Genomic DNA, 24642 nt, shown 5'->3' with positions numbered 1-24642 from the left:
CTTCCCCCAGCAAAACCTCAAATTGGGGTCAGAGTACTTTATTGCTTTAAACATCAGGACATAATTATTCCCTTATCCCCCAATGCCGTTAAATCAGAGTACTTTTAAGAACAAACGAATTTAACTATACGTGATTTCAAAACTGTGGGGGAGAAACTCTGAAATTCGTCAGCATGCCTTATTAGAGAAATGTACTCTGACCCCATTATTAAAATGTGTTTTTCTGCGACTGCTCTTTTTACCTACTTCTAGTCACTGTGAAAGTTTCATTTATCGAATAATTTAAGGCGCACAAATTCAGATACAGACCTTTAGTCTTTCACTCAGGAGTAAAGGGGTCAGAGTACTTTTTGGCTCTCACTCTCGTTAAAAAAAGAAATGTACTCTGACCCCATTATTGTGGGCTAACTCAATAATTCGAGCTCTTTAATTCTCTAGGGCATGTAGCAGGCAGTTTGAAAATACGGTAGATAGGTACAGACTATAGCTTAGGTGCAAGCGTTGGAAATACGAATGTAGGGTCAGTGTACTTTAAAGCGCTATCTTTTAAAAAGTACTCTGACCCCAATTTTCGAAATGTACTCTGACCCCACTATTTGCTGGGATTATGCTTCGGTTTGTAGGGCTTGCTTCTTCAGTGTTTCTATCATGTATTCGCGCATTTTAAACTTCTGAAGCTTCCCTGTTACCGTCATGGGGTACTCTTTCACTACGCTGATGTATTTGGGTACTTTAAAGTAGGCTAGTTTGGATTTCAGGTAGTCGCGTATCTGATCTTCGTCTATATGTCGATTTTCCTTTGCCTTAATCCATAGGCATACTTGCTCGCCATATTTGTTGTCAGGAATACCAAAGACAGCGGCGTCTGACACATCCGCATGTTGATACAAGACTTCTTCAATTTCTCGTGGATAAATGTTTTCGCCGCCGCGAATAATCATGTCCTTTATTCTACCAACTATTGTGACGTAGCCTTCTTCATCCATTTCTCCGAGATCACCAGAATGGAGCCAACCTTCATCGTCTATGGTGGCTTTTGTCTTAACCTCATCACCCCAATAACCTTTCATTACACAGTAGCCTCTCGCGCAAATCTCACCCGGCTCTCCAATAGGCACCGTATTGCCTTGGGGATCTATGATCTTCACTTCTGTATGGGGCATAGCGCGTCCAACAGTTTTGACCTGCTTTTCAAATGGCGAGTCAATGTCAGTAATATGATTGATAGGGCTACACTCTGTCTGACCATAACCTATGACGACTTCTGTCATATGAAATTCACTATGGACCTTTCGCATGAGCTCTTCTGGACAGGTACTACCTGCCATAACGCCGGTTCTTAGTGTTGATAGATCAAAGCTCTTAAAGTTGGATAGTTCGAGTTCGGCAATAAACATGGTTGGTACGCCATGTAATCCCGTGCACTTTTCTTCTTCTACTGTACGGAGTGTTGTCTCAGGGTCGAATGACTCCCCGGGGAATACTGCGCATGCACCTGATGCTAAGCAAACTAAGTTGCCCAATACCATTCCAAAGCAGTGGTAAAGCGGAACGGGAATACAAAGTTTGTCTTTGTGTGTGAACCTCATTGCTTGTGATACTAATAGTCCATTATTTAGAATGTTTCGGTGCGTTAACGTTGCGCCTTTCGGGTTTCCCGTGGTACCAGAGGTAAACTGAATATTGATGTTATCATCCGCGCTAAGGTTCGATTCAACGGCCTCCAACTGAGATTTAAGCGCTTCCGTTGGTTCTATTTGTAATGCAGAAAAAGCCTGTAATCCTTCTACAGACTTATCGCCAATAGTGTATACATATTTAAGTGAAGGCAACTTAGAAGGCGTTAGAGGACGCCTTGGTGTGTTCTTATCTTGGCTGTCTATTTCTGGCGCAAGCTCTTTCAACATGGCGACGTAATTTGACTGCTTGAATGACTGCGCCATGACTAAGTATTTTACGGAAACGTTATTAATAGCAAACGCTAATTCATCAGGGCGATAAGCAGGGTTCAGGCATACCATGATCGCCCCGATTCGCGCAGTGGCCATCTGTACGATCGACCATTCGATATTGTTCGGAGACCATATACCCACACGGTCGCCAGGTTCTACACCGTTTGCAAGTAAGCCGCAAGCAACACGTTCTACTTCATACCAATACTGCTGATAGGTCCAGCTAACGTCTTGATGTTTTACAATAATCGCTGGGTTATCGCCATAATTGTCGACAACATTTTTGAAATACTGACCGATAGTGAGCGACGTCAGCTCAGCGTCATCAGAGCCAGTAAACTCACTTTTCTGAAGAGGGAGTAGTGAGTTCGGTGTAAATTTTGATTCCATCATATCTTGCCTCCATGCGCGTACGCATCTGATTTATATATAAATAATTGAGTTGGCTGTTTCGGCTTTTGGTTCCAAATAACCAATGGCAACAATTGCAGTAAATGCTGAATACGCAACGAATAAAACAAATAATTCAATCTTTATTAACAATATTGTTGCAAACGAGTTTTGTCGACAAGATGTTAGTCGTATATGGGGTTATTCAACGATGAATTTGTGTGACTCGTCGTACACGCTGAAAGGAGAGTAATAACCAAAAGTGACAATGTATCTGATGTCTAAAGAAAATTTTCTCGACTCTAATGAAACAAAAAAGCCTCCGACGAAGGAGGCTTCCTAAAAATTTTTACTTTACGAGAGGTGAGCGTCTATTCAGACTCAATACCTTCGAAGTAGGCACGATATTCCATACGGGTAACGTAAGAATCGCCATTTTCGTCCATCATCTCAAAGTCACCTTCGACATGTGCAACCTTTAACTCCTCGGCTGTAAGCTTACCGTCGCTGTCTACATCGATTTCAGTAAACTTATTGTCGGCTGTGGCTGACATTTCAGTACGAAGCTCCTTATTCTTCTCTGATATCATTTCACCGTCTGCTTTAGAGAATAATTCAGGGTTGCCCTTTTCCGAGAGTAGAGCGTCATTGGTGCCTTCAGTTTTCACCTGAGTAATGATGTCGTCGCTAAACATTGATGGTTTTTCATCAACAAACTTGTTGAATTCAACACGGCTAATCATGCTGTCACCATCGGTATCCATTTTTGCAAGAAGCTTACTGTCAATAACGCCTGAAGACTCTGAACCGACGATATAGCCGTTTCCATCCTTATCCATTGCGTTAAATCCCATCGAGATCTTCTCTTCGTGGTGGCCTGCTACTGCTGAAGCAGATAGTGTTGCAGCAATAACAGCACTGGTAATCATACTTAGTTTTGTGATCTTCATAATCAAATTCCTTCTGGCTTTTACAGTGAACTCGGGCGTTCAATTGCCCTAACCACTAGGTCCACAGACCTCAACATAGGTGCAGATTGGAAGTAAGTTTCAATCTGACACCGCTAATGACTTACGTAATTCATTATTCATTGAATGTGCCAAATGCATAACTAACTGATTTAGTGAGGTAATAAAAATTTAAGGCAAGGATTTCAATGTTATTGCTATGTTAAATTGTCGCAGTGTTTGCAAGATCTTCATACGTCAAACTTAAGCTGATCTCAGATATAGATAGAACCCCATTAATGAGATTAAAACAGCGAGAGTTGATCGTTCGCTATTGTCTCAAAATTCAGGCCGATAAGAGGCAAGATACTATCGGCAATGGGTTGGATTTGCTTTTCAATATAGTGGTCATATTGAAGGGGGGCCGTGGCAGTTTCTGCGGTTTGAGGGCCCTGTACCGTAATAACATAAGCAATGGTAGTATTAAACTGATAGCGAAGTGGCAACCCCTGTTCTTTATAGTACTCGTCCGCTAATCGCGCTGCCCTTACGTGGGGAGGCAGCGACTTGGTATACGACGACAAAGGCTTTCGCAGCCGCTTTTTATAGACCAAAGCGTGATCCATTTCACCGGACTTTATCGCTGCTATCGTGCTATTTATGTAGTCTTCAACAGGCTGTCCAGTAAACACTTTTTTGTACAGCTCGTACTGGAAGGTTTTAGCTAGTACCGTCCAATCAGAGCGGACATTTTCTAAGCCTTTAAAGACAAGTTCACCGCCCTTCATTCCTGCGTAACGTTTTTTGCTGCCTTCGGAAGAGCCTCGGATCGTCGGCATAAAAAACGTAGAAAAGTGAGATTCAAACTCAATTTCTAAGTGGCAATCAATGTCGAACTGACTTTTTAGTAACTCTGTCCACTTTCGATTAATAATGCTAGCGAGCTCAAGTCCAGTCTCTGAGGGCGTACCCAGTGCATCATTCCCTTCTACATGAACAAATGTTGAGTCGGTATCGCCGTAAATAACCGTATAGCCCAGTTCTTCAATCCAATCAGCTGTGGTTTGCATGATTTCATGACCCCTCAATGTGATTGAGCTAGCTAGACGAGGATCGTAGAAGGGGCAACCGCCACTACCAAGGACACCATAGAAGGAGTTCATTAATATTTTGATGGCCTGAGAGCGCGGTGCGTCTTTCTGTTTTTTCGCCTCGTCGCGCTGAAGCCATAGGTTTTCAATGATGGAAGGCAGAAAATGAGACTCACGACTAAATACTGCGCCTTTAAACCCTTCTATCGCCGTGTCTGGAGATTTAAGCCCTTCTGCAAGTCCCAACGGATCGATTTTAAATGTACGAATGATGGAAGGATACAGGCTCTTAAAATCTAGGACTAAAACGTCTTTATATAAACCTGGCTGGGAACGCATGACATAACCACCCGGACTAGCCAAGCCTCCATTTTCAGGTCTTACCCCCGCGACATAAGACTTGCGGTGAAGCTTAGGCAAGTACACATTTAAAAACGCGGCCACTGACCCTCCGGGGCGACTCATATCTAGGCCGGTGAGAATACTGCGCAGTGCCAGAAAATCGATAAATTGGGTTTTATCCTGAATGCGGTTGACCAGTTCCGTATCTTTAAAGTTATAGTTAGCGAGTGCAACAGGGTCGCTATGATAAAGACGCTTTATCGCTTCAAGCTTGTCTGCAGCCTGAATAAGCTTATTTTCGCCAAGCAGTTCTTCAGATACGTGATCGAGCGAGAACGACTCGAATTGATAAGTCATTGTTTTTAGTGCTTCGATACCATCAATAACGCATCGCCCTGGCACATCAACGAGGGTTTGATCCTCCCACTGTCTTACAGAAGCCTCTCTGCCATGGCGGCCGATAGCATACTTTAGCGAGTTAGCCCTAGCGCGGCGTTCAAGTACCGCCATATCGAACTGTTTAACATTCCAGCCTAAAATGATATCTGGGTCGTAGGATGTAAGATATGAAAAAAATGCTTCAAGCAATGCTTTTTCTGATTCAACGGTAATGAGCTCGTACGCGCTGTCTTTTTGTCCTTGCAATGTTTGCCCAACAAAACGTGGCGGGCATAAAAGCAGCACAACGTTGAGTCCTTCACCGGCTAACGCAATGCTAAAGAGTTCTTCATGCTCATTGCATTCGATGTCTATGCTAAGTGATGTAAATGTGGTTCTGAATTGACAGGGTCTGATTTGCGCATTTTCTATAACGATCTGAGGCGTATCGTCGAAATCTTGCGGAGCCAGAAATTCCACCGCACCATACACAAAGCGCTCCATTAAGTAGCGATCGGCAACGCGAATATCCGCTTCGTACAATATAATACTGCTTTCCTGCGCATGCTGGCGAAGCTGATGCATGTGTGATTCGGTTGCGGTTTTTACCGTCGCAACAGGAACTTGTTCCAGCGTGTGAAACCCGTCATCTGAAATACTGATCTTTGCAGAAATACGTTCGGCGATATTGCGTAAATCATTGGCGCGATCAACGGATACAAAGCAAGTGGGGTATTGGGGTGAAGAAATTAACCTAGCGGTGCTACTGGGCGTTTTTACCCATAGCTCAACATGCACCTTGCCTCGCCGGGTAAACGTACTTTTATTGAGTATGAACCCTTGTTGTATTGTTGAGGCTGACATGGATCTGATTTACTAACCGGCTTTGTTGACGTTAATTTCTTTAAATAGCCTCATGGGCGTGTACGTTTTATAAACTCGCATTACCATTATCTGTTCAATAACTGGCGCAAAGGTGCAATAAAAATGCGCTACCACTGTGCACGAGAAACGGCAGTAGGCTTAGTATAACGTTTGTTATCACCTACTCCTATAGATCTCTATTCGACAGATATGTTTGTTTTTGTAAGCAGCGCGAGTTAAAACGAAAACGTACAGTCTTTGTGCACGTTAGACCATGCACGATAGAAAAGGTGAGGGCGATATGGAATATCTATTCGATAAACAGGTAGAGCCGGGCGAGCTAATAGAAGTGGCCGATGGTGTTCTTTGGCTAACAATGCCGCTTCCATTTGAACTTGACCACATAAATTTGTATCTGATCCGCGGTGAAGGCGGTTGGGTGGTCATTGATACTGGCATAGGAACGTCCACCACCAAAGCGCTGTGGGAGCGTATATTCAAGCAATTAGACGGGCCAATAGTTGGCGTTATTGTTACGCATTTACATCCTGATCATGTAGGGTTAGCGGGCTGGATAGCCGACACGTATAATGTTCCCTTTTATATGTCTCAAACTGAGTACTTTACTGCCAGAGCGTTTGCGGCAGGGAGAAATGGCGCAACTAACGAACGGGATGTGCAATATTACCAGCGAGCAGGTTTAGACGAATCCATGATCGCAAAGCTTACTTCTGGTGAAGGCAACGGCTACAGCAGCGTCGTTTCACCACTACCCATTAGCTACACACGTCTAAAGCATGGTATGACGCTGTCGCTTGGCGGTAACGAATGGCAGATCATCATTGGCCGCGGCCACTCTCCTGAGCATGCGTGCCTTTACAATAAGCGAAAAAATATTCTCATATCAGGCGATCATATTTTGCCGATTATCACGCCAAACATTGGCGCCTACTCAACAGAGCCTGATGCCAACACCTTAGACGACTACCTTTCTACGCTGCCGCAATTCAAGAATTTGCCCAAAGATGCGACAGTATTACCTGCTCACAAGCTACCCTTTATCGGCCTGCATGAGCGAGTAGATTCGCTTATTGCTCATCATCACGAGCACCTAAAAGCACTGTTAAATGCTTGCGAGCAACCTCAAACGGTCGTAGAGCTATTACCGGTTATGTTTAAGCGCAAGCTCTCTAGTCGCAACATGGTGTTTGCAGTAGCAGAGTGTTTGTCTCACCTTAATTACTTGCTTAATGAAGGAGTCATTTCGCGGACGTTAAACAGCAAGGGTGTGTATACATTTAAAGCCTGTGAAGTAAAAAAGCTTGCTTGTTAGTTCAGTCAGAGGACATACAAACAGAGTGAGGATTAACAACGTCTTACTCTGTACTGGGCTATCTGTGTTCTAGGCCGTTTGAGAATTTTCCGCTTCGTTTTCTTTATTCTCTTCATTATCTTCACTGGACGGGGGCTGTGCTGCAGGTTGTTTCGGAATGGTGATCTCTACCACGGTTCCTTTTGCCTCTTTGCTGCTAATAGATATTTTACCTTGATGTTGTTCAATGGCGGTGTAAGCCACAGAAAGGCCCAGCCCTTGGCCTTGCCCTTCGGGCTTTGTAGTAAAGAAGGGTTCAAAGACTCGCTTTAGATGTTTTGTAGGAATACCGCAACCCGAGTCCAGTATTTTGATGGTCACCAACGTAGGTGAATCGAGCACAGTGAGTTTAATAAAGCCCCTATCTTCTATGGCCTGTGCTGCATTTATCATGACGTTCATTAGCACCTGTTTCAGCGGCCCAGGGTTTCCCATTACCTCCACTTTCTCTAATTCACATTCAAATTTATATTGGGGCGTGCTGTACTGGGCGGAAATAAGCGTGATCAGCTGGTGACACACGGCGCAGATATCTACTATCTGCACGCCTTCAGTAGTCTCCAGCGAAAAGTTCTTAAGGTTTTCGACGATGTCTTTTACGCGGGTAAGACCGTCTGTAGACTCGGCAATTAGCTCAGTAATATCGTCCTTTAACAAGTCGTAGTGATTAGACTCAAACAGTGCGTCAATCTGCTCTTTAAGTTCGTCGGTGAAGTGTTCGAGTTGCCCCTTAACGCCATCACAAATCGCAATAAGGTGAGTTGCGTATTGCTCAAGTGTATTGAGGTTAGCGCTCACAAAACCAATAGGGTTATTAATTTCGTGGGCTATCCCCGCCGCGAGCTGACCAGTAGAAGCCATTTTCTCTGCTTGAATAAGCTGGCTTTGTGCGGTATCGAGTTTGCGAATTAACTTTTTTTGCGCTTCGTGTTCTTTTTTCAGCGCTTCTGAAAGCTTTTGCTGGGCTCTAAAATAGCTAGCTTGGGCGGTCACATCTTGCAGAAAAATACACGCCAATTTTTGCCCTGTGTTTTTGTCTTTAATGGGCAAGATTTCCATGTTTTGATACATCTGTGTTTCTTCACCCGTTATAGGGCGAGAGCTCTTAAACGGAAAGATGTGGGGGCGTTGTTCCCAATAGCTAAAGCTAGGATGCTGCAGTACAAAAACTGACTTTAGTCTACGTTTTAGAAACTTACCTTGTCCTTGAAATAACTCAACAACTGGCGTTTCTTTATAGCAGTCGCGCATATTGTGAGGAAGTCGATCTAAAAAGAAGTCGTTTAGATAAACAACCTTAAAGCTCTCATCGACTATACCAATTCCGACAGGTAATTTACCTACCAGTTGTTCAAACATTATGCGAGTAACTCATCCAATGTGTCTTTCATGCGTGCAAGAGATTCATCGTCTAAGCAGAAAACAACGCGCATGCTAAACGACGAGATCGCGATAATAAACTGCACTTCCATCACTAAGCTGTGCTGCCATTGCAACTCATCGAAGTTCGCTTTATCGGGCAAGAATAACGTGGGCATGTTCAAGTTAGTGGTAAGCTCCAACTGGTCGGAAAGACCAGCCAAACACGCACCTGCCAAAATGTTACAAAGCTCCAAGATAATCTCTTGAATGTCTTCTTTGCTTAATGGTTCATCGTAATCCATTAACGTTGCGACCTCACTCAATCCAGCTTGAGATAGCACAGACATCACTTCGCCGTGTACGTCGCCTAAAAAAGACTGACGGGTATAGAAAGCGTCTTCGGTTTCAAATAAGAGACTGTAAAGCTGGGTGGGAGTAACCGCTGAGATTTTTGGGATAGAAATATCAATTTTGGTTTCAATTAACTGCGCAAGAGAGTTAGCCGCTTGCCCCATGGAAATATTTAGGAGTTCTTGAAGGGCATCTCTTTGCTCTTCGTCTAGTGGTAGTACAATGCTCATAGATACCCCAACTCAAACAACGACATTGCTAATTCTTCTTTATCAAGCGGTTTGCGTAAAAAGCGCTTTGCCCCCAGAGACATGACAATTTTCTGTTTTTCTGGCTGAAAGTCAGCGCTAATCACAATTACATTTGGGGCGTCGGGCCTTTGGTGCAAGAATTCCAACACACCAACGCCGTCAACTTCTGGCATGGTTAGGTCTAAAAGTACCAATGCAAATTCACTTTCTGACAGCGCATTTATGGCTTCTTGCCCGTTTGTTGCTTCGGTGATGTCATACTCTAAATCTTGCGGAAGTGAGCGAATCACACTACGCCTCGACAACTTAGAATCATCAGCTACTAATACAGAAATTGACATTTACAGCCTCCTAGAGCGGCATTTAATGCGATGCCTTTTTAGTAAAGTATGTGCAACTTTAGCGTTACTGCAACAATACCGTAAAAATTTTCCAATCAGCGTATTCTTTGAGCAGTGGCGCTTTAAAATGAGTATATGACAGAAGTGACTTTTATGCGTATTAGACTTTTAGTTGAAAATGACTAGGAGAGTAAACGAGGAAGTAGCAGAAAATTTAAGTCTATAAGTAGCGAGGTGTGCATCGGCCGACAATGCACACCCTTGCAGCTAAGTATTTTGCATAGTGTACATTTTTTCAAGTGCATTGGGCATGGCATCAACATAGCGTTTTACATCGCCAATTTTTCCCATACTTACGCGAGACCAGTTGTCGTACGTACGGTAGATTCCTCTAATCAGCACGTCCTGTTCAGCCATGGCTTGGCGGAAGTACTCTGCGTTGCCGTCACCTAAATTAACAAAAATAAAGTTAGTACTAGAAGGTAGCGCTGTCAATCCATTTGCTTTTACTGCGTCCATAACCATAGATTTACCTTCATAAATTTTCTCTTTAGAGAAAGTTAAAAAGGCATCGTCATTGTAGCTGGCGATAGCCGCGGCAAGGCCTGCTTGATTCAATGTATAGCCGCCCATGCCATAGCGATTGATCCACTCAGTGTTTTCCTCTGATGCGATTAAATAGCCCACGCGCATACCTGCTAAGCCATAAATCTTTGAGAAGGTTCTCGCTACAATGACATTATGACCAGCTTTAACGAGCGGAATCATTGAATGCTTAGGAGGCTCATCGATAAGCTCGTTATATGCCTCGTCGACCAACACCAGTGTTTTTTTAGATGCTTTTATGCAGAATTCGCGAAGCTTATTCGGATCGAGCACTTTTCCCGTTGGATTGTTCGGGTTACAAATGTGCACCATACCAATAGAGTCGTCTATTGCGGCGTACATGGCATCAAGGTCAATATCAAGCTCTGCCGTATTAGCAACTCTCACTATTTCTGGAGCACCTTGTTTTTCAGGTGCTTTAGACGTGGTGTCCCAAAAAAGGTCCGGGCCCAGAATTTTTCCGTTCTTGCTGGCCGCAAGGGCGGCGTAGGAAAGAATAGGGCTTGAACCTGCGCTCAAAGAAATGTGCTTTCGAGTAATGCCATAGCGCTCGGCAATCATATCCAATAGCGTCATAGCGGCAGGATAAGCATAGTAGGCTCCACCTTCCGCCGATGCTTTTGCGATAGCGTCTAGCGCTTTCGGGCTCGGCCCAAACGGGTTTTCATTGGCATTGAGCTTTGCAACCCCAGGCTTTGGTCCATACATAACAGGCGATGGGGAAGCGCTTGCGCTAACAGATTGGGCGCTCACAAGGTGACTTATGCCACTCGCACCTATTGCTGACGCTGCAACTGTGCCACCAATAAACAAGCGTCTTGAACGGTTATAACTCACGGGTTGTCTCCTTCTTCTTTTAAATGGCTTTATAGAACATTGCGCTAGAAACCATGACGAGATAGATGCCAAATAAGCGCTTTAGCTTCTTTTCACTGAAGTTGTGCGCCATTTTGGCTCCGATTGGAGCGGTAAAGATTGCCCCAATACTGATAGCAATAAGCGCAGGTATATTGATGTAGCCAATAGTGCCTACCGGCAACGAGGCGGTTTCGGGGTGCTTCATAAACAAAAAGCCAATGGCACCAGGAAGCCCGATAAGAAAACCGACGCCTGCGGCGGTCGCAACAGCCTGTTGAATGGTGCGCTGGCACATCACCATAGTGATTACGGTTGGCGTACCGCCGCCTATGCCAAGCAGAGCAGAGAAACCACCCAGAACAAACGCCAAAACCGCTTTGCCTATGCCTTTAGGCATATCGAAAACAAGCCCGGGTCTTACAACGAACTCAGGGAAAAGGAAGTATACGGAGTAAAGTAGAACACCAGCGGCGAACACGACCGTTAAACCATTGGCGCTGGAGTTGTTTGCGATGAGCAGCCCGCCACCAACGCCAAGAATAAGCCAAATACTCCACGAGCGAAGAATGTCAAAATCCACCGCACCTTTAGCGCGATGCGCCATCACTGACCGAGCGCTTGATACCACAATGGATGCCAATGATGTTCCGATGGCTACCTTCACGAGGGCTTCTGATGGAGGAGTAAAAAACGGAAAAACAGCGAGAAGAGCAGGCACGACAACAAATCCCCCGCCATTACCAAACAGACCTGCCGTGATACCTGCAATGGCACCCGTTATACATAAAGTAACTACAAACCACAGTAGCTCTATTTCCATTTGCTTTTTACTCCGCATGAAACAGCTTTAAACATGAATGACCTTTTAAGTTTTTCTTATATACAGTTAACTACATACACAAACACCGACTTATGTCGGTGTTTGCAAGGAGCCAGTTAAAAACGGGCTGCAAGTCGGGTGTAGTAATATCCTCCCTGCCAATCAACCACCGAGGCAGAGTCATAGACTTCACCGCAACAGGCGTCGCCGTTAGTACTTACATCTGGGTAATTGTCGAAGAGATTTCTTACCCCCACTGACAGGGTGAGGTTCTCGTTAATAAGGTAGGAGCCCTCTATATCGAACATATATTCGTCACCGAAGGTTTGAATATTCGTGGCGTTTACCCCGTCATCGCTTCCCGCATTTTCGTATTCGCCAAAATAGCTAAGACGTGCAACGGCAGACCACACGTCGTAACTGTGGGTAACTGAGAAAACACCACGCATTTCGGGGCGGCCATTTTCAAAGTCGAACTGATCCTCAGCGTTCAAGTATTCACTCGGATCAGAATCGAACTCTGTTTTGTTGTAATTCACAGAGCCGGTTAGCACGGTTGCGCCATACCTCGATTCCATCTTGTAAGTAGCAACAACGTCCACGCCTTCGGTTACGGTATCGAAAGCGTTTTGGAAGAAGAACACACCACCAATGGACTCGGCGCCAGAAACATTGGCACCTGCTAGGGCTAGATAGTTTTGGTATGCGTCATAACCGTCTGCTTGAGGGTCGGTAACGACAGTGGTGGAAACATCTCGGGTAGACACAGAGTAAAGGCGGTCTTCAAGCTTGATGTTGTAGTAATCAACAGTGAGCGTTAAATCGCCATAGTTCGCAGTCATGCCCAGCGTAAAGTTGGTCGATTTTTCGGGTGAAAGCTCGTTGGCACCAAGCGCCTGCGCTACTTCGCCGCCGGCTGGGAACAAACCTGTTGCTACTGGGAAGCCATCGGGCAGACGTGTAGATACGTTGGTCGTGCCTTGCTGACCTGGAGTAGGAGCTCTAAAGCCAGTGCCAAAAGACGACCTAAAGCCTACTTCATCACTAAACTGATAGAACCCTGCTACTTTGTATACTACTTCTGAGCCAAAATCAGAATAGTCTTCATAACGCAGCGCAGCCTGAGCAAACAGCTCGTCTGTAATGTCACCAGAGATATCCGTGTATACCGCATATGAGTCACGCTCGTATGAGCCCGAATAGTCTGGTGAATAGCCAGGGAAGCCGTTGGAGCCAACGCCTACAACAGTATAAACGGCGTCTACTCCAGCGAATCCATCATCTTCAACCCCATCGTCGTTACTGTCAGCACTGGTGTAGTTGGCACAATTCAGAGTTGAACCGTTAGCAATGACAGCAGCGCCCAGTGCCGTAGTAGTGTAGTCGTCGTTACAAAACTCCCATGGATCAGATGTGGCGTAAGAGCCTGCAAAATAGGAACTTAGCTCGCCTTCAGAGATTTCGTATGACTCATCTAAGTAACTTGCACCGAAGGCAAGAACATACTGGTTCAAGTCATAGGTGAAGTCAGCTTGAATCTGTGTTTCTTCGTTGGTTAAGTCACCCGGCTTAAATGAAGTAGGTGACTCGTTACCCAGTGACGGGTTAATGGTATTGGCTAGTGTGTAAGAGATTTCATTATTGCCGTAACGACCACTGATGTCATAAGTAAGGTCGCCCGACATGCCCTTAACACCACCAACAAATGAGTAGTCAGTCACATCACCGAAGAAACGAGGCGTGAAGCCACCGGGGAAGAACTCTAGCGGGTTCCAGATTGAACCGTCCTCAAGTCGAATGTCTTCAATGGTGCCATTGCCTGGATAGCGATAATAAAATGAACCGTCACCTTCACTTTCTGAATAGTTACCGAATGCGTAGAGTTCAAGTTCACTGGATAGTGCGTAACCGGCGTTAAAGAAAACACGCGTCCCGCTTGTATTTGGTTGCCCCCATGGTTGGACTACGTCTGAACCATGAACGCTGTTGGCCATGGCCGTAGCATCAGCGATGTATTGATCTGACTGGTCATCCACACAGAACCATGGCTCACAATATTGCTCACCACGAAAGGTGGCTTCGCTGTCAGAATATTCGGCTGAAATACTGAAAAAGCCATCGTCGCCTAACGCGAAACCTTTATTCCCAGTAACGGTAATTTGATCGCCATCTCCTTCGTAGTAGCTGCCATAGTCGGCAGTGAACGAGCCGCCTTCGGTGTTATTTTTTAATTGAAAGTTGATAACACCTGCAATGGCATCTGAGCCATATTGCGCAGCTGCACCGTCGCGCAACACTTCAACACTTTGAATTGCTGCGGTTGGAATAGTTGCGATGTCTGGCCCCTGTGTGCCAGAACCGCCAATTGAAACAAGTGCGGCCCTATGACGTCGTTTAGAGTTAACCAAAACAAGCGTTTTGTCGGTGGGCATACCTCGAAGCGTTGCTGGACGAATAAACGTTCCGCCATCGGAAATGGGTTGACGGCCTACGGAATAAGAGGGAACGAGTGTCATAAGGACATTGTTCATATCGGTAAACGCAACGGCTTCAACGTCTTCGGCGGTGAGTACATCAACCGGTACAGGAGAGCTGGTTACTGAACGCGGTGCACCGCGGGCACCAACAACGGCAATGCGTTCTAGGTCATTGGCTTCTGTGGTTTCTTCAGTCACTTCTTGCGCCTGTACAAGCAATGAAGTAGTGAAAAGTGTTAATCCGGTAAGTGCGTAACGTACTGCAGTGTGGAGCTTTTTCTGTTTCATTTGTGTTCCCAATCGTGCTTATTGCTACTTAGTTTTGTGGGTGTGGATTATTAAAATCTGCACTCTTTTTAGGCACGCACGAGCACTACTTTGATGCGAGAAGCATCTTGTTATTGTTGTCTAGCCACTCGTGTACAAGAACAAGGCTAAAAACTCTTTGGCTTTGCAGGAAGAAAGAAGATTATTCAGGGGTATAAGAAAAATATTGAGCTGTCTCACAGGGCGCTAATTTAATGCTATTAGACTTAAGTATGGAGGAAGACAAGATTTTCATGCCCCACGCTTTTAGCCCATTTTTACAATTTTGCTTCATATAACTTAATGGAATGGCATATTCGTTGCTGCCGTCTTCATTAAACCGTTCCCGTTCTAGAACTCACCACCTTTGTAAGGAGGGCAAGTGCATTCAAAACAGCTGCATTATTTTGTTATGACTGTGCGAAAGGGTAGTATTGCTGCGGCAGCGAGAGCATTGGATATCGCTCAACCCGCCATTAGTCAGCAGTTGGCAAGTTTAGAAAGAGAGATGAAAGCGACGCTGCTTGAAAGAAGTTTTTCGGGAGTAAACCTAACATCGGCGGGCGAAGTTTTTTATAAACATGCATTAAAGCTGCTAACCGAAATAGACAACGTTAAGGCCGCATTGGAAGCCTTTCAAACCGGACAAAAGAAGGTAGTAAAAATAGGAATGCTACCGTCAATCGGCAATGTGCTTTCTTTACCGCTGCTCACGGAAATAACGGCGAACCATAAAGGACTTAAAGTCGAAATCAGCACCGGACCGTCTTACACCATTAATGATTGGCTTGAGTCAAAGCAGGTGGATGTTGCGCTTACTTATCAGCAAGCTGTCGACCCTAAATTCATGCGAGTCACACCGTTAATTCAAGAAGATCTTCATTTGGTTTTTTCTGCTTCCTCATCGTGTGAACAATACGCCAAGCTTCGAGATAGAACGACGATCCGTTTCTGGGAAATCAGTGAATTACCTTTGCTATCACCGGGTAACAAAGATGCATTGGGTCAACTAATTGCTGACTATGAAAAAGCAACGGGCGTTAGTTTGCAGCACGATTTGGCTTATTCTGGACAACTCATGACTGGCCTTAGGCAAGTTATGCAGGGAGAAGGCGTGATGATCCTTCCTACATCAGCTATTTTTCATTTAAAGGAGTCTGGCCTAGTTTCATCACTGAAAATAACACAGCCAGAAATGCAGCGTACTGTGCTCGCTGCGACAAACAAAAGTGCCAAGACGCTGCTAGATAGCAGTCAGATCATTGATATTCTCAGAAAAGTAGTGGCTCAAGAAAACGCACTGAAACACTGGTGCGGTACGTTAGAATTTGCCGCTTCATCGTTTATAGCGCAACCTGCATAGCACTATGCCAACACAAGATAATGCTAAATCTCGCGTACGACGAGAATAACGCAACCCGTTAAGTGCAAAAGAGCACTGGGTTAGTCGTTCTGAGGCAGTTCAATATCAACAAGCACAGGTAAATGATCTGACAATATTCGAGTTTTCGCATTTTTTAATTTTCTGCACGCTTTTACCTTGATGTCGTCAGACACCCATACTCTATCAAGTGCAAATACAGGAAAGTGGCTTGGAAATGTTGCCCCCACTTTTTGCTGTAATAGCAAGTCGTTAAGTGCTTTAAACGCTTTTGAGAAAAACTGCCACTCGTTGAAATCACCGGCTAGAACTAGAGGGATTTGCTTCTCTTTCATCTTCAAAGAAAGGTGCTCATGAAGCAAAGAAAACTGTGAGCGACGTTCTAGCTTCTTAAGCCCCTTATGGGTATTTACCACCGTAAGGGGGGTCTTCTCTGTCTTGAGCTCTACAATCTGAACATTTCTAGGCTGTCGCCCGTTTTGGCTGACATCCAGTGTATCGTGCGCTAATACGTCAAAGCGAGTGAGGATGGCGTTGCCATACCAGCCATCAGACTCCCTGATGGCTGGTGATGGAATGAGCTTAAACGTGTTTTCAGCGCAGATATCTTTAACATCCTGTGCTGTACTTCGCTCAGAGGGACGAGTATCCATTTCTTGCAGCAGCACCACGTCGGCGCCACTGTTTGCCAAGAATTGCCCTATGCGTTTGTAATCGTGCTTTTTGTCTCTACCTATTCCGCTGTGAATGTTGTAGGTCACTATGCGGCACATTTCTCTACCTCATCTTTGTCACTATTATCACTGGCAGTATCTTGATTCCCCGACTCCTTCCGAGCTTGGTAGTAGCGGGCAAATTTTTGCGAGCCCCAAATCATAAGGCCCCATAAAACAATACCGCCAACTAAATAGCTAATGGTTTCCACAGAAGGGTTTTGCCAAATTTGTGCTATCGAATCACCCACAAGCCCTTTCGCAATCATGGGCGGGAACATGCCTAAAAATGTCCCCACTAAAAACTGGAAAATGCCAATAGATGAGATACCCGCTACCAAATTCACCAAACTAAAGGGCGCTACAGGCAACATTCGAATGGCCGCGACGCCAACGATACCGCTACGCTTTAGTTTTTCATCAACGGCAGCTACCTTTGGACCTCCAATTTTTCTAAGCCCCGCGTTGCCTGATAGCTTGCCTATTCCAAACATGATTGCAGAGCTCATTAGTGCTCCCATGATGCCGTAGATGGGCCCCCATATAGGGCCAAAAATAGCAGCCACAGCAAGTGACAGTACAGTGACCGGGAAGAATAAAACGCCGCCGACCACATAAACCAGCAATACGGTAGGCAGAGCAAAGTAGGTTCCACGACTTTTCTCTAGAAAGGCGTTAATGCTGTCGGAACTTAACCATGGTATGGACTGGCTAGCCCAAAACATAAGCCCGCCAAGAACAGCAATGATGGCAAGACCAATCAAAATCATAATACTGCGACGTCTTGGGTTACGTGCAGGCATAGCTGCTCCATCAAAGGTTGGCACCGAAATAAGGGGTTCTTCAGGGTCAGATAACGCTCTGAACACATTCTTAACGGATTGTTCGGTAAACACCTCATCGCGAACTTCGGTAAGTACGTAGCCGTGTGCTATCTGATCCTGCATTAATGCTTCAACCGGATATTCATTGCTGAATAACGCTGGCATTGCATCAATATCACGCCCCGTGTGCTCTGCGAGTAAGTCGTTTCTCACTTGCTCAATACACGCCTGATTGTCTTTGGTGTTACCAAACAACACCGTGTCGATTTCGGTGTCTAGCGTCATTGAGCGATTACTCAAGTTTGATGACCCGATAACAAGGTATTTGTTATCAATGGTCATCACTTTGGAGTGGATGCGCTTGTATGCCTTGCGGCCTTGCATGTCTTCAATTGAAGAATAAGTCAGTTTTACTCGCTTAGGGTCAATCCCTTTTTCTAAAATTTCCTTGAATTCTATGCGGCTTGCCCAAAATGCTTCGCACTCAAACTTACCTTTTGGCTCGTAGGAACTTACGATAATGACCGAAAGATTAGGTTTCAGTTTGAGCTGCTTATTCAGCGCTTCAGCGATCTCCTGACGCGTTGTAAATTGATTCTCAATGTAGATTACAGACTCTGCTTCACCGATAAGATCAAGCAGCATATGACGTACCTCTTGAGCAGGCTCGACCTCATCCATAAATGGAATTGTTCTGGCAAGTGCACACTCTACGTCTTCAAAAAGGGGAGGATAATCTTGTGGCCAAGCATCAGGCAACGGGGCATTTTCATCAATGCGCGCGTCCTCGCGGATATCAATAGGTGAAGAGTCAGCAACACGCTGCCACCTCCATCGAACTAATTTTGAAAAGTCGGCTACTACAGGTCCACTTGATACCATTTGCACATCATGAAGAGGACCATACTCCCCATCAGGTCCATCACGCTCTTCTGAAACTACGGGGTGGTCACGGGTATCCCAGCGGTTGGTAGATACATCCATTCCACCTGAGAATACAAGTTCATCATCGATAACCACAATTTTTTGGTGCTGACTTCCGCCCATCGGAATCGTGTCATCGAGCTCGGTTTGCACATTGTCTGGAGTTTTTTCTTCCCACACTTCCTTTGCCCACATTTCGCGCTGCGCGAAAAAGGCTAGTGATGAGTCCCAACGTAGCAGGTAAATTTTAATGTCAGGATTTTGCTCAGCTTTCCACTTAAGTAAATCACTTATTACGCTCGGCGCTTCACTGTTCGCTTCGTCGTCGCCTCGCAGCAAACGAATGCGGCTATCTATATCCCATCCAACAATGAAGATACTGTGCTTAGCTTTAACGATAGAGCTGTGCAAGGCTTTATAATAGTTTCCGCAATCTATCAAAGGTGTAGAAAAGCGAGCCTTGCTCTCTACCCAACAGTTTTGACCGGGTTGAAATACACTCTTTCCTGATTGCATGTGACGTTTCCTATTTATTCATTTTTCACTATTTGTATTCTGTTGCAGAATTTGTACCTCTATAAAACGTAAGAGCGAAAAATGTAAGTAAATGATTTTTATAGATAATTAGAGTTTTTGAGCTCGTGTGTAAGATGTATCAGTTCGCAATGTGTAATATTTTCACTGTGAAACGAGTTTAATATTCACAGTTGGAAAAACAGGGAAAGATCTTCTATATAACTTAAAAAATTTAATGAGAAGGTCTAGATAAATGAAGTTTTTTTCAAAGGAAAATGCGGCGAAACAGGCGCTTGCTCAATCAATCTTGGCTGTAGTTACCATAGATGAAAAAAACAACATTACGTTTTACAACGATGCCGCTCAAAAGTTATGGGGCTATACGCCAAACGAGGTACTAGGCAAAAATATCAAACTATTGGTTCCCCACGAACACAAAGCAAATCACGACAATTACGTTAATTCTCATCGACAAACAAATGTTAATAAAATCGTTGGCAGCTCGCGAGAAGTCGAATTAGAAACAAAAAGTGGGGAGCGAATTTGGGTTCAGCTTGCTTTATCTCAGGTTATTGTTGCAGGAAAGAAGCACTACACCGCTTTCGTTCGAGACGTTACAGAAGAGCGAGAGTCTCGCGAAATAGTGGAGCAAACATTAGAGCAAGCGTTAGATGCTGTGGTGTGTATCGATGAAAACAACAACGTAACCTTGTTCAACGCATCCGCTGAGAAGCTATGGGGATACACAATAGATGAAGTAATTGGCCAAAATGTGAAGATGTTAGTGCCTCAGGCGATTCAAGCGAACCACGATAACTATGTCAACGCAAATAGAGAAACAGGCCAAGACAAAATTGTCGGAACCAGCCGCGAAGTTAAAGTGGAGCGGAAAGACGGTAAAAGCCTGTGGGGCAGGCTGTCTTTGTCTAAAGTAAGGCTGGCTGACCGAACCCTCTACACAGCATTTATTAAAGATGTAACAGAAGAAGTAGAGCAGCGAGAGTTACAACGTATGCTTTCGCTGGTTGCCAACGAAACAGACAATGCCGTCATTATATCTGATGCAGATGGTCTCATAGAGTACGTTAATAACGGGTTTTACCGGTTGACGGGGTGGGAGCTGGACGAAGTAAAAGGCAAGAAACCTGGATCATTTTTACAAGGTGAGGAAACCGATCAACGTACTGTGGATGTGATACGACAAAAAATTAAAAACCGCGAAGCATTTTATGATGAAATTCTTAACTATAGAAAGGACGGTACACCTTACTGGACTTCACTATCAATAAACCCCGTTTTCAAAGAAGAAAAACTCGTTAACTTTATCGCGGTTCAGGCTGATATTACTCGTGTTAAGCAAATGGCTTTAGATTTTACTAACAAATTAAAAGCTATAGGCAGTGCACTTGTTCTTCTTGAAATGAAGCCTAATGGTGAAGTCGTTGAGGCAAACAAACTACTACGCGACACATTGAACGGGGTAATGAGCTCTGAATCATTTGCAAATGAGGTAATGAATAGTCTTTCTGCAGAGGACAAGTCTACTCTAGAGAGCGCTGGTTTTGTTTCAAAAATTACTGAGTTTCAAGTGGCTGGGCGTTATCTTGCCTTTGACGCGAGAATCAGCGCACTTAAGAACTTCAACGGGCAAGTAACACGTTATGTCTTTTTTGCCGTTAATATCACCTCTAGAAAACAAGCGGTGAACGATACTCAAGATTCTATGAAAGAGCTACTGGTTACCAGCCAGACTATAAGTAATATAGTGGGCACAATTAATTCTATTTCTGAGCAAACTAATTTGCTAGCGCTAAATGCAGCGATAGAAGCGGCACGAGCAGGTGAAATGGGAAGAGGGTTTGCGGTTGTGGCTGATGAAGTACGAACGTTAGCAGGTAACTCCCAGTCCTCATCCAATGAAATTGACAACTTAGTTAAAACGACAGTGTCAAAAATTGAGGAACTGGCGCAGCTCATCCAGAAAATAGATGGGTAGCAAAAAGTAAAAAGCCTTGGCTGTGTTGCCAAGGCTTTAGCATTCTCATTAAGTCACGTTGCTAAACGTGAGGCAACCAATGTCTTAGAAACGATACTCAACACCAATACTGGCTTGCTTAAGATCGGTTTCAAAATCGGTGTCGTCAATGTCATCAAACGCTTCGTCTGCATCAAGCTCTGTATCATAAACAGTGTACTCGGCGTTTACTAAAAAGTTACTAGTAATCGCGTAGCTTAGACCTGCGCCTACAAACAAGCTTTCGTCATCGTTATCACGTGAAACGCCAGCAAAGTTATACTCGGTTTCTGACCAAAGTTGACCTGCTTTCGCGTAGAGAGAAAAACGCTCTGTTAATGGAAGAATACCCTTGATCGCCGCTGTGTAGCCGTCTGTTTCAGCACCTGCAAGGTCGTTACCGTAATCACCAAAATCAATGTAACCACCTTCAATTGCAATCCACTCATTGAATTTATATCCAACAAGGCCTTGCCAAACATCTTTGTCATCGTCAAAGTCATCTTCACCTTCAACGCGTAGGTAACCGTAATTACCACCTACATAAAAACCACTGTCTTTTGCTTCAATTTGATTTGATTGAGCATGCGCACCGAATGAAGCCATAGCACTGATAGAGGCAACAGCTGCAAGTCCGGTAAGTGTCTTAAGTGTGTTTTTCATAAGTTCATCCTCATTACTTCTTTAACATTCCATCGACTTCTTATCTGAAGTTAATGCGTCTTTAATTGCATCATTTCTGTATCAATTGCTGTGCCATGGTAGAAATTGCAGAATGTATTTCAATTAGATGAAAACTTTACATAAACCGACACTTTTTAGTTGGTTATTTAGCCGCTTATAGAAAGTATGGAAAAGTTTCACTCTTCAAGAAGCGAAAAAATTTCCCAATCTCTGAAAGAGATTCACAGATCTAGCTCATTTTCCGCATTACATAGTTCTACTGAGCGACAGTCGATTACGTCATAAAGTGAACTGGGCTTTTAAGATATTGAAATTAATAAACTTTTCATTGATTGGATTTTCTAATCAGTTGAATTCATTTTATCAACTGTAAATATTCTCTAAGCCTGTCTATCTTTTAACTGCTTATGAGGTAAACAAAATGTTAACAAATTAGTGGTGTGATTCGCACTCACGCTTTGGTAACTACAACAAACTCAGACGGGAAAAGACCATGACTATAAACAGGTTTAAAAAAACCACAGTATCAGTACTTGTTGCCCTATCGCTTGGTGCAACAGGGGCTATTGCCAACGATCAAATTAGTAAGCCTGCGGGTGCTAAAGGCACGGGCACTGCTAAAGCTTTTCAAGCGAAAAATAATCAATTTTGGTGGCCTGATCAGCTCGATCTCTCTCCGTTAAGAGATCACGATAATCGCTCAAACCCACTAGGTGATGATTTCAGTTATGCAAAGGCATTCGCTAAGCTAGATCTCGACCAAGTAAAAAAAGATGTTAATGAGCTACTCACTACTTCTCAAGATTGGTGGCCGGCCGACTTCGGAAATTATGGTCCTTTCTTCATTCGACTTTCATGGCACAGTGCAGGTACCTATCGTACGCTAGATGGTCGTGGCGGTGGTGACGGTGGTCAAATGCGTTTTGATCCGCTGAACAGCTGGCCAGACAACGGAAACCTTGATAAAGCGCGTCGCTTGCTTTGGCCTATTAAGCAAAAGTACGGTGAAAGTTTATCTTGGGGCGACTTAATGATCCTTGCGGGTACCGTAGGCATGGAAAACATGGGCTTTGACACCTATGGATTTGCGGGTGGTCGTACCGACGACTGGGAACCTGACATGGTTTATTGGGGCCCTGAAGTGGAAATGCTTGCGAGCGATCGTGAAGAGCGCGACGGTAAGCTTCAGCGCCCGTTGGGGGCAACGCACATGGGCTTGATCTATGTTAACCCTGAGGGCCCTAAAGGTGTGCCTGATCCGATGGGATCTGCGAAAAATATTCGCACTGCATTTGGCCGTATGGCGATGAATGATGAAGAGACCGTTGCGCTAATAGCGGGTGGTCATACATTTGGAAAAATGCACGGCGCACACAAGCCTGCTGATTGTTTAGAAGCTGAGCCAGGCGGTGCAGGCTTAGAAGAGCAGGGACTAGGTTGGAAGAACAATTGCGGTAAAGGCAATGCAGAAGACACGGTAACGAGCGGTTTGGAAGGTGCTTGGACACAGCTACCTACTAAATGGACGAGCCTATATCTCCAAAACTTATTGGGCTTTGAGTGGAAACAAACTCGCAGTCCTGCCGGCGCTATCCAGTGGATCCCTACCGATGAATCGCTTCATAAATCAGTACCAGATGCGCACGTAGAAGGTAAGAAAAATCCTCCTGTGATGACTACAGCTGACTTGGCGCTTAAGTATGATCCAGAGTATCGAAAAATTGCCGAGCGCTTCTTAGCGGATCCCAAAGAGTATCAAACGGCATTTGCTAAAGCGTGGTTCAAGCTAACTCACCGTGATATGGGTCCTAAGGCACGTTACTTGGGTAACGATATCCCAGAAGAGAACTTCATCTGGCAAGATCCAGTGCCTAAAGCTGACTATAAAGCGATCTCTGATAAAGACGTTAAGAAACTTAAAGCTGACATCTTAGACAGTGGCTTAACCGTTCAGCAACTTGTGAAAACAGCATGGGCGGCAGCATCTAGCTTCCGAGCATCTGATTTACGCGGTGGAGCGAACGGTGCTCGTATTGCCCTTGAACCGCAAATGAATTGGGAAGCCAACGAGCCTGAAACCGTTCAAGCCGTTGTTTCTAAGCTTAAAGAGATGCAAGAAGACTACAATTCACGCATGTTTTCTAAGAAGAAAGTGTCTCTTGCTGACCTCATTGTGATTGGCGGTGCCGCAGCAATTGAAAAAGCAGCGGCAGATGCTGGCGTCAAGGTTACTGTTCCAGTGGTTCCGGGTCGAACTGATGCTACGCAAGAGCAAACAGACGTTAATTCGTTTTCATTGTTAGAGCCAACAGCCGATGCGTTTAGAAACTATTACAACGCAGAAGCTAGCTATCGTTCGCCAACCGACATGCTGGTAGACAAAGCCGATCAGCTTAATCTAACAGTACCAGAAATGACTGTTTTGCTTGGTGGTTTGCGTTCATTGGGAGCAAACACAGGTGGCACTAGCCACGGTGTATTTACTGACAAAGTAGGCACGCTTAACAACGATTTCTTCGTAACGCTTCTTGATATGGGCGTTAAGTGGAGAAAAACAGATAACCCGTCGGTATATGAAGGTGTAAACAGAACTACTGGTGAAGTTATGTATACAGGTACGCCTGTAGACCTGGTCTTTGGATCAAACAGTGAGCTGCGTGCAGTGGCCGAAGTTTATGCCTACGACAACGCGAAAAGCCGTTTTGTTAAAGACTTCGTCGACGCTTGGACCAAAGTGATGACGCTAGACCGTTTCGATTTACGTCACGATCTAAACGCCAGCTTGGGTAAATAGATGCGATATAACTACTATCGCGAATTAGCTTAACAACTAATTCTCAACAGACATAAAAACTAAAAGGGCGCTTCCGCGCCCTTT

16 protein-coding genes are annotated in these 24642 nt (G+C 44.6%); 4 read left to right on the top strand and 12 right to left on the bottom strand.

The window, feature by feature from the left end; all coding sequences use genetic code 11:
- Window positions 1–605: 605 nt before the first annotated feature.
- The 3 genes from ACFI6J_RS19110 to ACFI6J_RS19100 all read right to left on the bottom strand — a co-directional run bounded on the left by ACFI6J_RS19110 (window position 606) and on the right by ACFI6J_RS19100 (window position 5964).
- A complete protein-coding gene (locus tag ACFI6J_RS19110; protein WP_348670845.1) occupies window positions 606–2345 on the bottom strand; it encodes an AMP-binding protein in 1740 nt (579 codons plus the stop codon).
- A 368-nt stretch (window positions 2346–2713) separates the two neighbouring features.
- Entirely contained in the window at window positions 2714–3292 is a 579-nt protein-coding gene (locus ACFI6J_RS19105) for an EF-hand domain-containing protein (protein WP_014949496.1), read from the bottom strand.
- A gap of 302 nt (window positions 3293–3594) precedes the next feature.
- On the bottom strand, window positions 3595–5964 hold the full coding sequence (locus ACFI6J_RS19100) for a DNA polymerase II (RefSeq protein ID WP_348670844.1): 2370 nt from the start codon (window positions 5962–5964) through the stop codon (window positions 3595–3597).
- 301 nt (window positions 5965–6265) lie between these two features.
- On the opposite strand from ACFI6J_RS19100, the gene ACFI6J_RS19095 reads away from it, so the two are divergent.
- Entirely contained in the window at window positions 6266–7297 is a 1032-nt protein-coding gene (locus ACFI6J_RS19095) for an MBL fold metallo-hydrolase (protein ID WP_156087371.1), read from the top strand.
- 69 nt (window positions 7298–7366) lie between these two features.
- On the opposite strand, the gene ACFI6J_RS19090 is transcribed toward ACFI6J_RS19095, so the two are convergent.
- The 6 genes from ACFI6J_RS19090 to ACFI6J_RS19065 all read right to left on the bottom strand — a co-directional run bounded on the left by ACFI6J_RS19090 (window position 7367) and on the right by ACFI6J_RS19065 (window position 14690).
- Window positions 7367–8695: a sensor histidine kinase gene (locus ACFI6J_RS19090; protein WP_156086940.1), complete on the bottom strand. Its 1329-nt coding sequence runs from the start codon at window positions 8693–8695 to the stop codon at window positions 7367–7369.
- Complete coding sequence (locus ACFI6J_RS19085) at window positions 8695–9279, bottom strand: chemotaxis protein CheX (RefSeq protein ID WP_014949492.1); 585 nt, start codon at window positions 9277–9279, stop codon at window positions 8695–8697. Before ACFI6J_RS19085 ends, ACFI6J_RS19090 begins: the two co-directional genes overlap by 1 nt.
- Entirely contained in the window at window positions 9276–9641 is a 366-nt protein-coding gene (locus ACFI6J_RS19080) for a response regulator (protein ID WP_014949491.1), read from the bottom strand. Before ACFI6J_RS19080 ends, ACFI6J_RS19085 begins: the two co-directional genes overlap by 4 nt.
- Window positions 9642–9908: 267 nt before the next feature.
- Window positions 9909–11084, bottom strand: a complete 1176-nt coding sequence (locus ACFI6J_RS19075; protein WP_269350565.1) for a pyridoxal phosphate-dependent aminotransferase — start codon at window positions 11082–11084, stop codon at window positions 9909–9911.
- A gap of 19 nt (window positions 11085–11103) precedes the next feature.
- Complete coding sequence (locus ACFI6J_RS19070; protein WP_269350568.1) at window positions 11104–11925, bottom strand: sulfite exporter TauE/SafE family protein; 822 nt, start codon at window positions 11923–11925, stop codon at window positions 11104–11106.
- Between the two features lie 116 nt (window positions 11926–12041).
- Window positions 12042–14690, bottom strand: coding sequence for a TonB-dependent receptor domain-containing protein (locus ACFI6J_RS19065; protein WP_348670843.1), 2649 nt, complete (start codon window positions 14688–14690; stop codon window positions 12042–12044).
- A 400-nt stretch (window positions 14691–15090) separates the two neighbouring features.
- Here ACFI6J_RS19065 and ACFI6J_RS19060 point away from each other — a divergent pair, with 400 nt between their 5' ends.
- Window positions 15091–16071, top strand: coding sequence for a LysR family transcriptional regulator (locus ACFI6J_RS19060; protein WP_348670842.1), 981 nt, complete (start codon window positions 15091–15093; stop codon window positions 16069–16071).
- A gap of 80 nt (window positions 16072–16151) precedes the next feature.
- Here the strand turns inward: ACFI6J_RS19060 and ACFI6J_RS19055 are convergent, their stop codons facing one another.
- Window positions 16152–16862 carry an endonuclease/exonuclease/phosphatase family protein gene (locus ACFI6J_RS19055; protein ID WP_049588946.1) on the bottom strand — a complete coding sequence of 237 codons (711 nt, stop codon included), beginning with the start codon at window positions 16860–16862 and terminating at the stop codon, window positions 16152–16154.
- Window positions 16850–19066: a VTT domain-containing protein gene (locus ACFI6J_RS19050; RefSeq protein ID WP_014980278.1), complete on the bottom strand. Its 2217-nt coding sequence runs from the start codon at window positions 19064–19066 to the stop codon at window positions 16850–16852. The genes ACFI6J_RS19055 and ACFI6J_RS19050 overlap by 13 nt, the downstream gene beginning before the upstream one ends.
- 253 nt (window positions 19067–19319) lie before the next feature.
- Here ACFI6J_RS19050 and ACFI6J_RS19045 point away from each other — a divergent pair, with 253 nt between their 5' ends.
- Window positions 19320–21062, top strand: a complete 1743-nt coding sequence (locus tag ACFI6J_RS19045) for a PAS domain S-box protein (RefSeq protein WP_462558349.1) — start codon at window positions 19320–19322, stop codon at window positions 21060–21062.
- A gap of 84 nt (window positions 21063–21146) precedes the next feature.
- On the opposite strand, the gene ACFI6J_RS19040 is transcribed toward ACFI6J_RS19045, so the two are convergent.
- Entirely contained in the window at window positions 21147–21743 is a 597-nt protein-coding gene (locus ACFI6J_RS19040; RefSeq protein ID WP_014949483.1) for a porin family protein, read from the bottom strand.
- 514 nt (window positions 21744–22257) lie between these two features.
- Between ACFI6J_RS19040 and katG the strand changes: the two genes are divergently transcribed.
- Window positions 22258–24558, top strand: coding sequence for a catalase/peroxidase HPI (gene katG, locus ACFI6J_RS19035; protein ID WP_014977393.1), 2301 nt, complete (start codon window positions 22258–22260; stop codon window positions 24556–24558).
- Window positions 24559–24642 lie beyond the last annotated feature (84 nt).

The organism is Alteromonas sp. G4i13, assembly GCF_054960505.1.
The sequence above is the reverse complement of the archived record's forward strand: the minus strand, read 5'-3'. Positions and strand labels throughout refer to the sequence as shown.

Excerpts from the sequence above, each read along its gene's own strand:
- ACFI6J_RS19045 (WP_462558349.1), top strand. The coding sequence starts at position 19,320 with ATGAAGTTTTTTTCAAAGGAAAATGCGGCGAAACAGGCGCTTGCTCAA.
- ACFI6J_RS19110 (WP_348670845.1), bottom strand. The coding sequence starts at position 2,345 with ATGATGGAATCAAAATTTACACCGAACTCACTACTCCCTCTTCAGAAA.
- katG (WP_014977393.1), top strand. The coding sequence starts at position 22,258 with ATGACTATAAACAGGTTTAAAAAAACCACAGTATCAGTACTTGTTGCC.
- ACFI6J_RS19095 (WP_156087371.1), top strand. The coding sequence starts at position 6,266 with ATGGAATATCTATTCGATAAACAGGTAGAGCCGGGCGAGCTAATAGAA.
- ACFI6J_RS19085 (WP_014949492.1), bottom strand. The coding sequence starts at position 9,279 with ATGAGCATTGTACTACCACTAGACGAAGAGCAAAGAGATGCCCTTCAA.
- ACFI6J_RS19100 (WP_348670844.1), bottom strand. The coding sequence starts at position 5,964 with ATGTCAGCCTCAACAATACAACAAGGGTTCATACTCAATAAAAGTACG.
- ACFI6J_RS19065 (WP_348670843.1), bottom strand. The coding sequence starts at position 14,690 with ATGAAACAGAAAAAGCTCCACACTGCAGTACGTTACGCACTTACCGGA.
- ACFI6J_RS19105 (WP_014949496.1), bottom strand. The coding sequence starts at position 3,292 with ATGAAGATCACAAAACTAAGTATGATTACCAGTGCTGTTATTGCTGCA.
- ACFI6J_RS19040 (WP_014949483.1), bottom strand. The coding sequence starts at position 21,743 with ATGAAAAACACACTTAAGACACTTACCGGACTTGCAGCTGTTGCCTCT.
- ACFI6J_RS19070 (WP_269350568.1), bottom strand. The coding sequence starts at position 11,925 with ATGGAAATAGAGCTACTGTGGTTTGTAGTTACTTTATGTATAACGGGT.
- ACFI6J_RS19055 (WP_049588946.1), bottom strand. The coding sequence starts at position 16,862 with ATGTGCCGCATAGTGACCTACAACATTCACAGCGGAATAGGTAGAGAC.
- ACFI6J_RS19090 (WP_156086940.1), bottom strand. The coding sequence starts at position 8,695 with ATGTTTGAACAACTGGTAGGTAAATTACCTGTCGGAATTGGTATAGTC.
- ACFI6J_RS19050 (WP_014980278.1), bottom strand. The coding sequence starts at position 19,066 with ATGCAATCAGGAAAGAGTGTATTTCAACCCGGTCAAAACTGTTGGGTA.
- ACFI6J_RS19080 (WP_014949491.1), bottom strand. The coding sequence starts at position 9,641 with ATGTCAATTTCTGTATTAGTAGCTGATGATTCTAAGTTGTCGAGGCGT.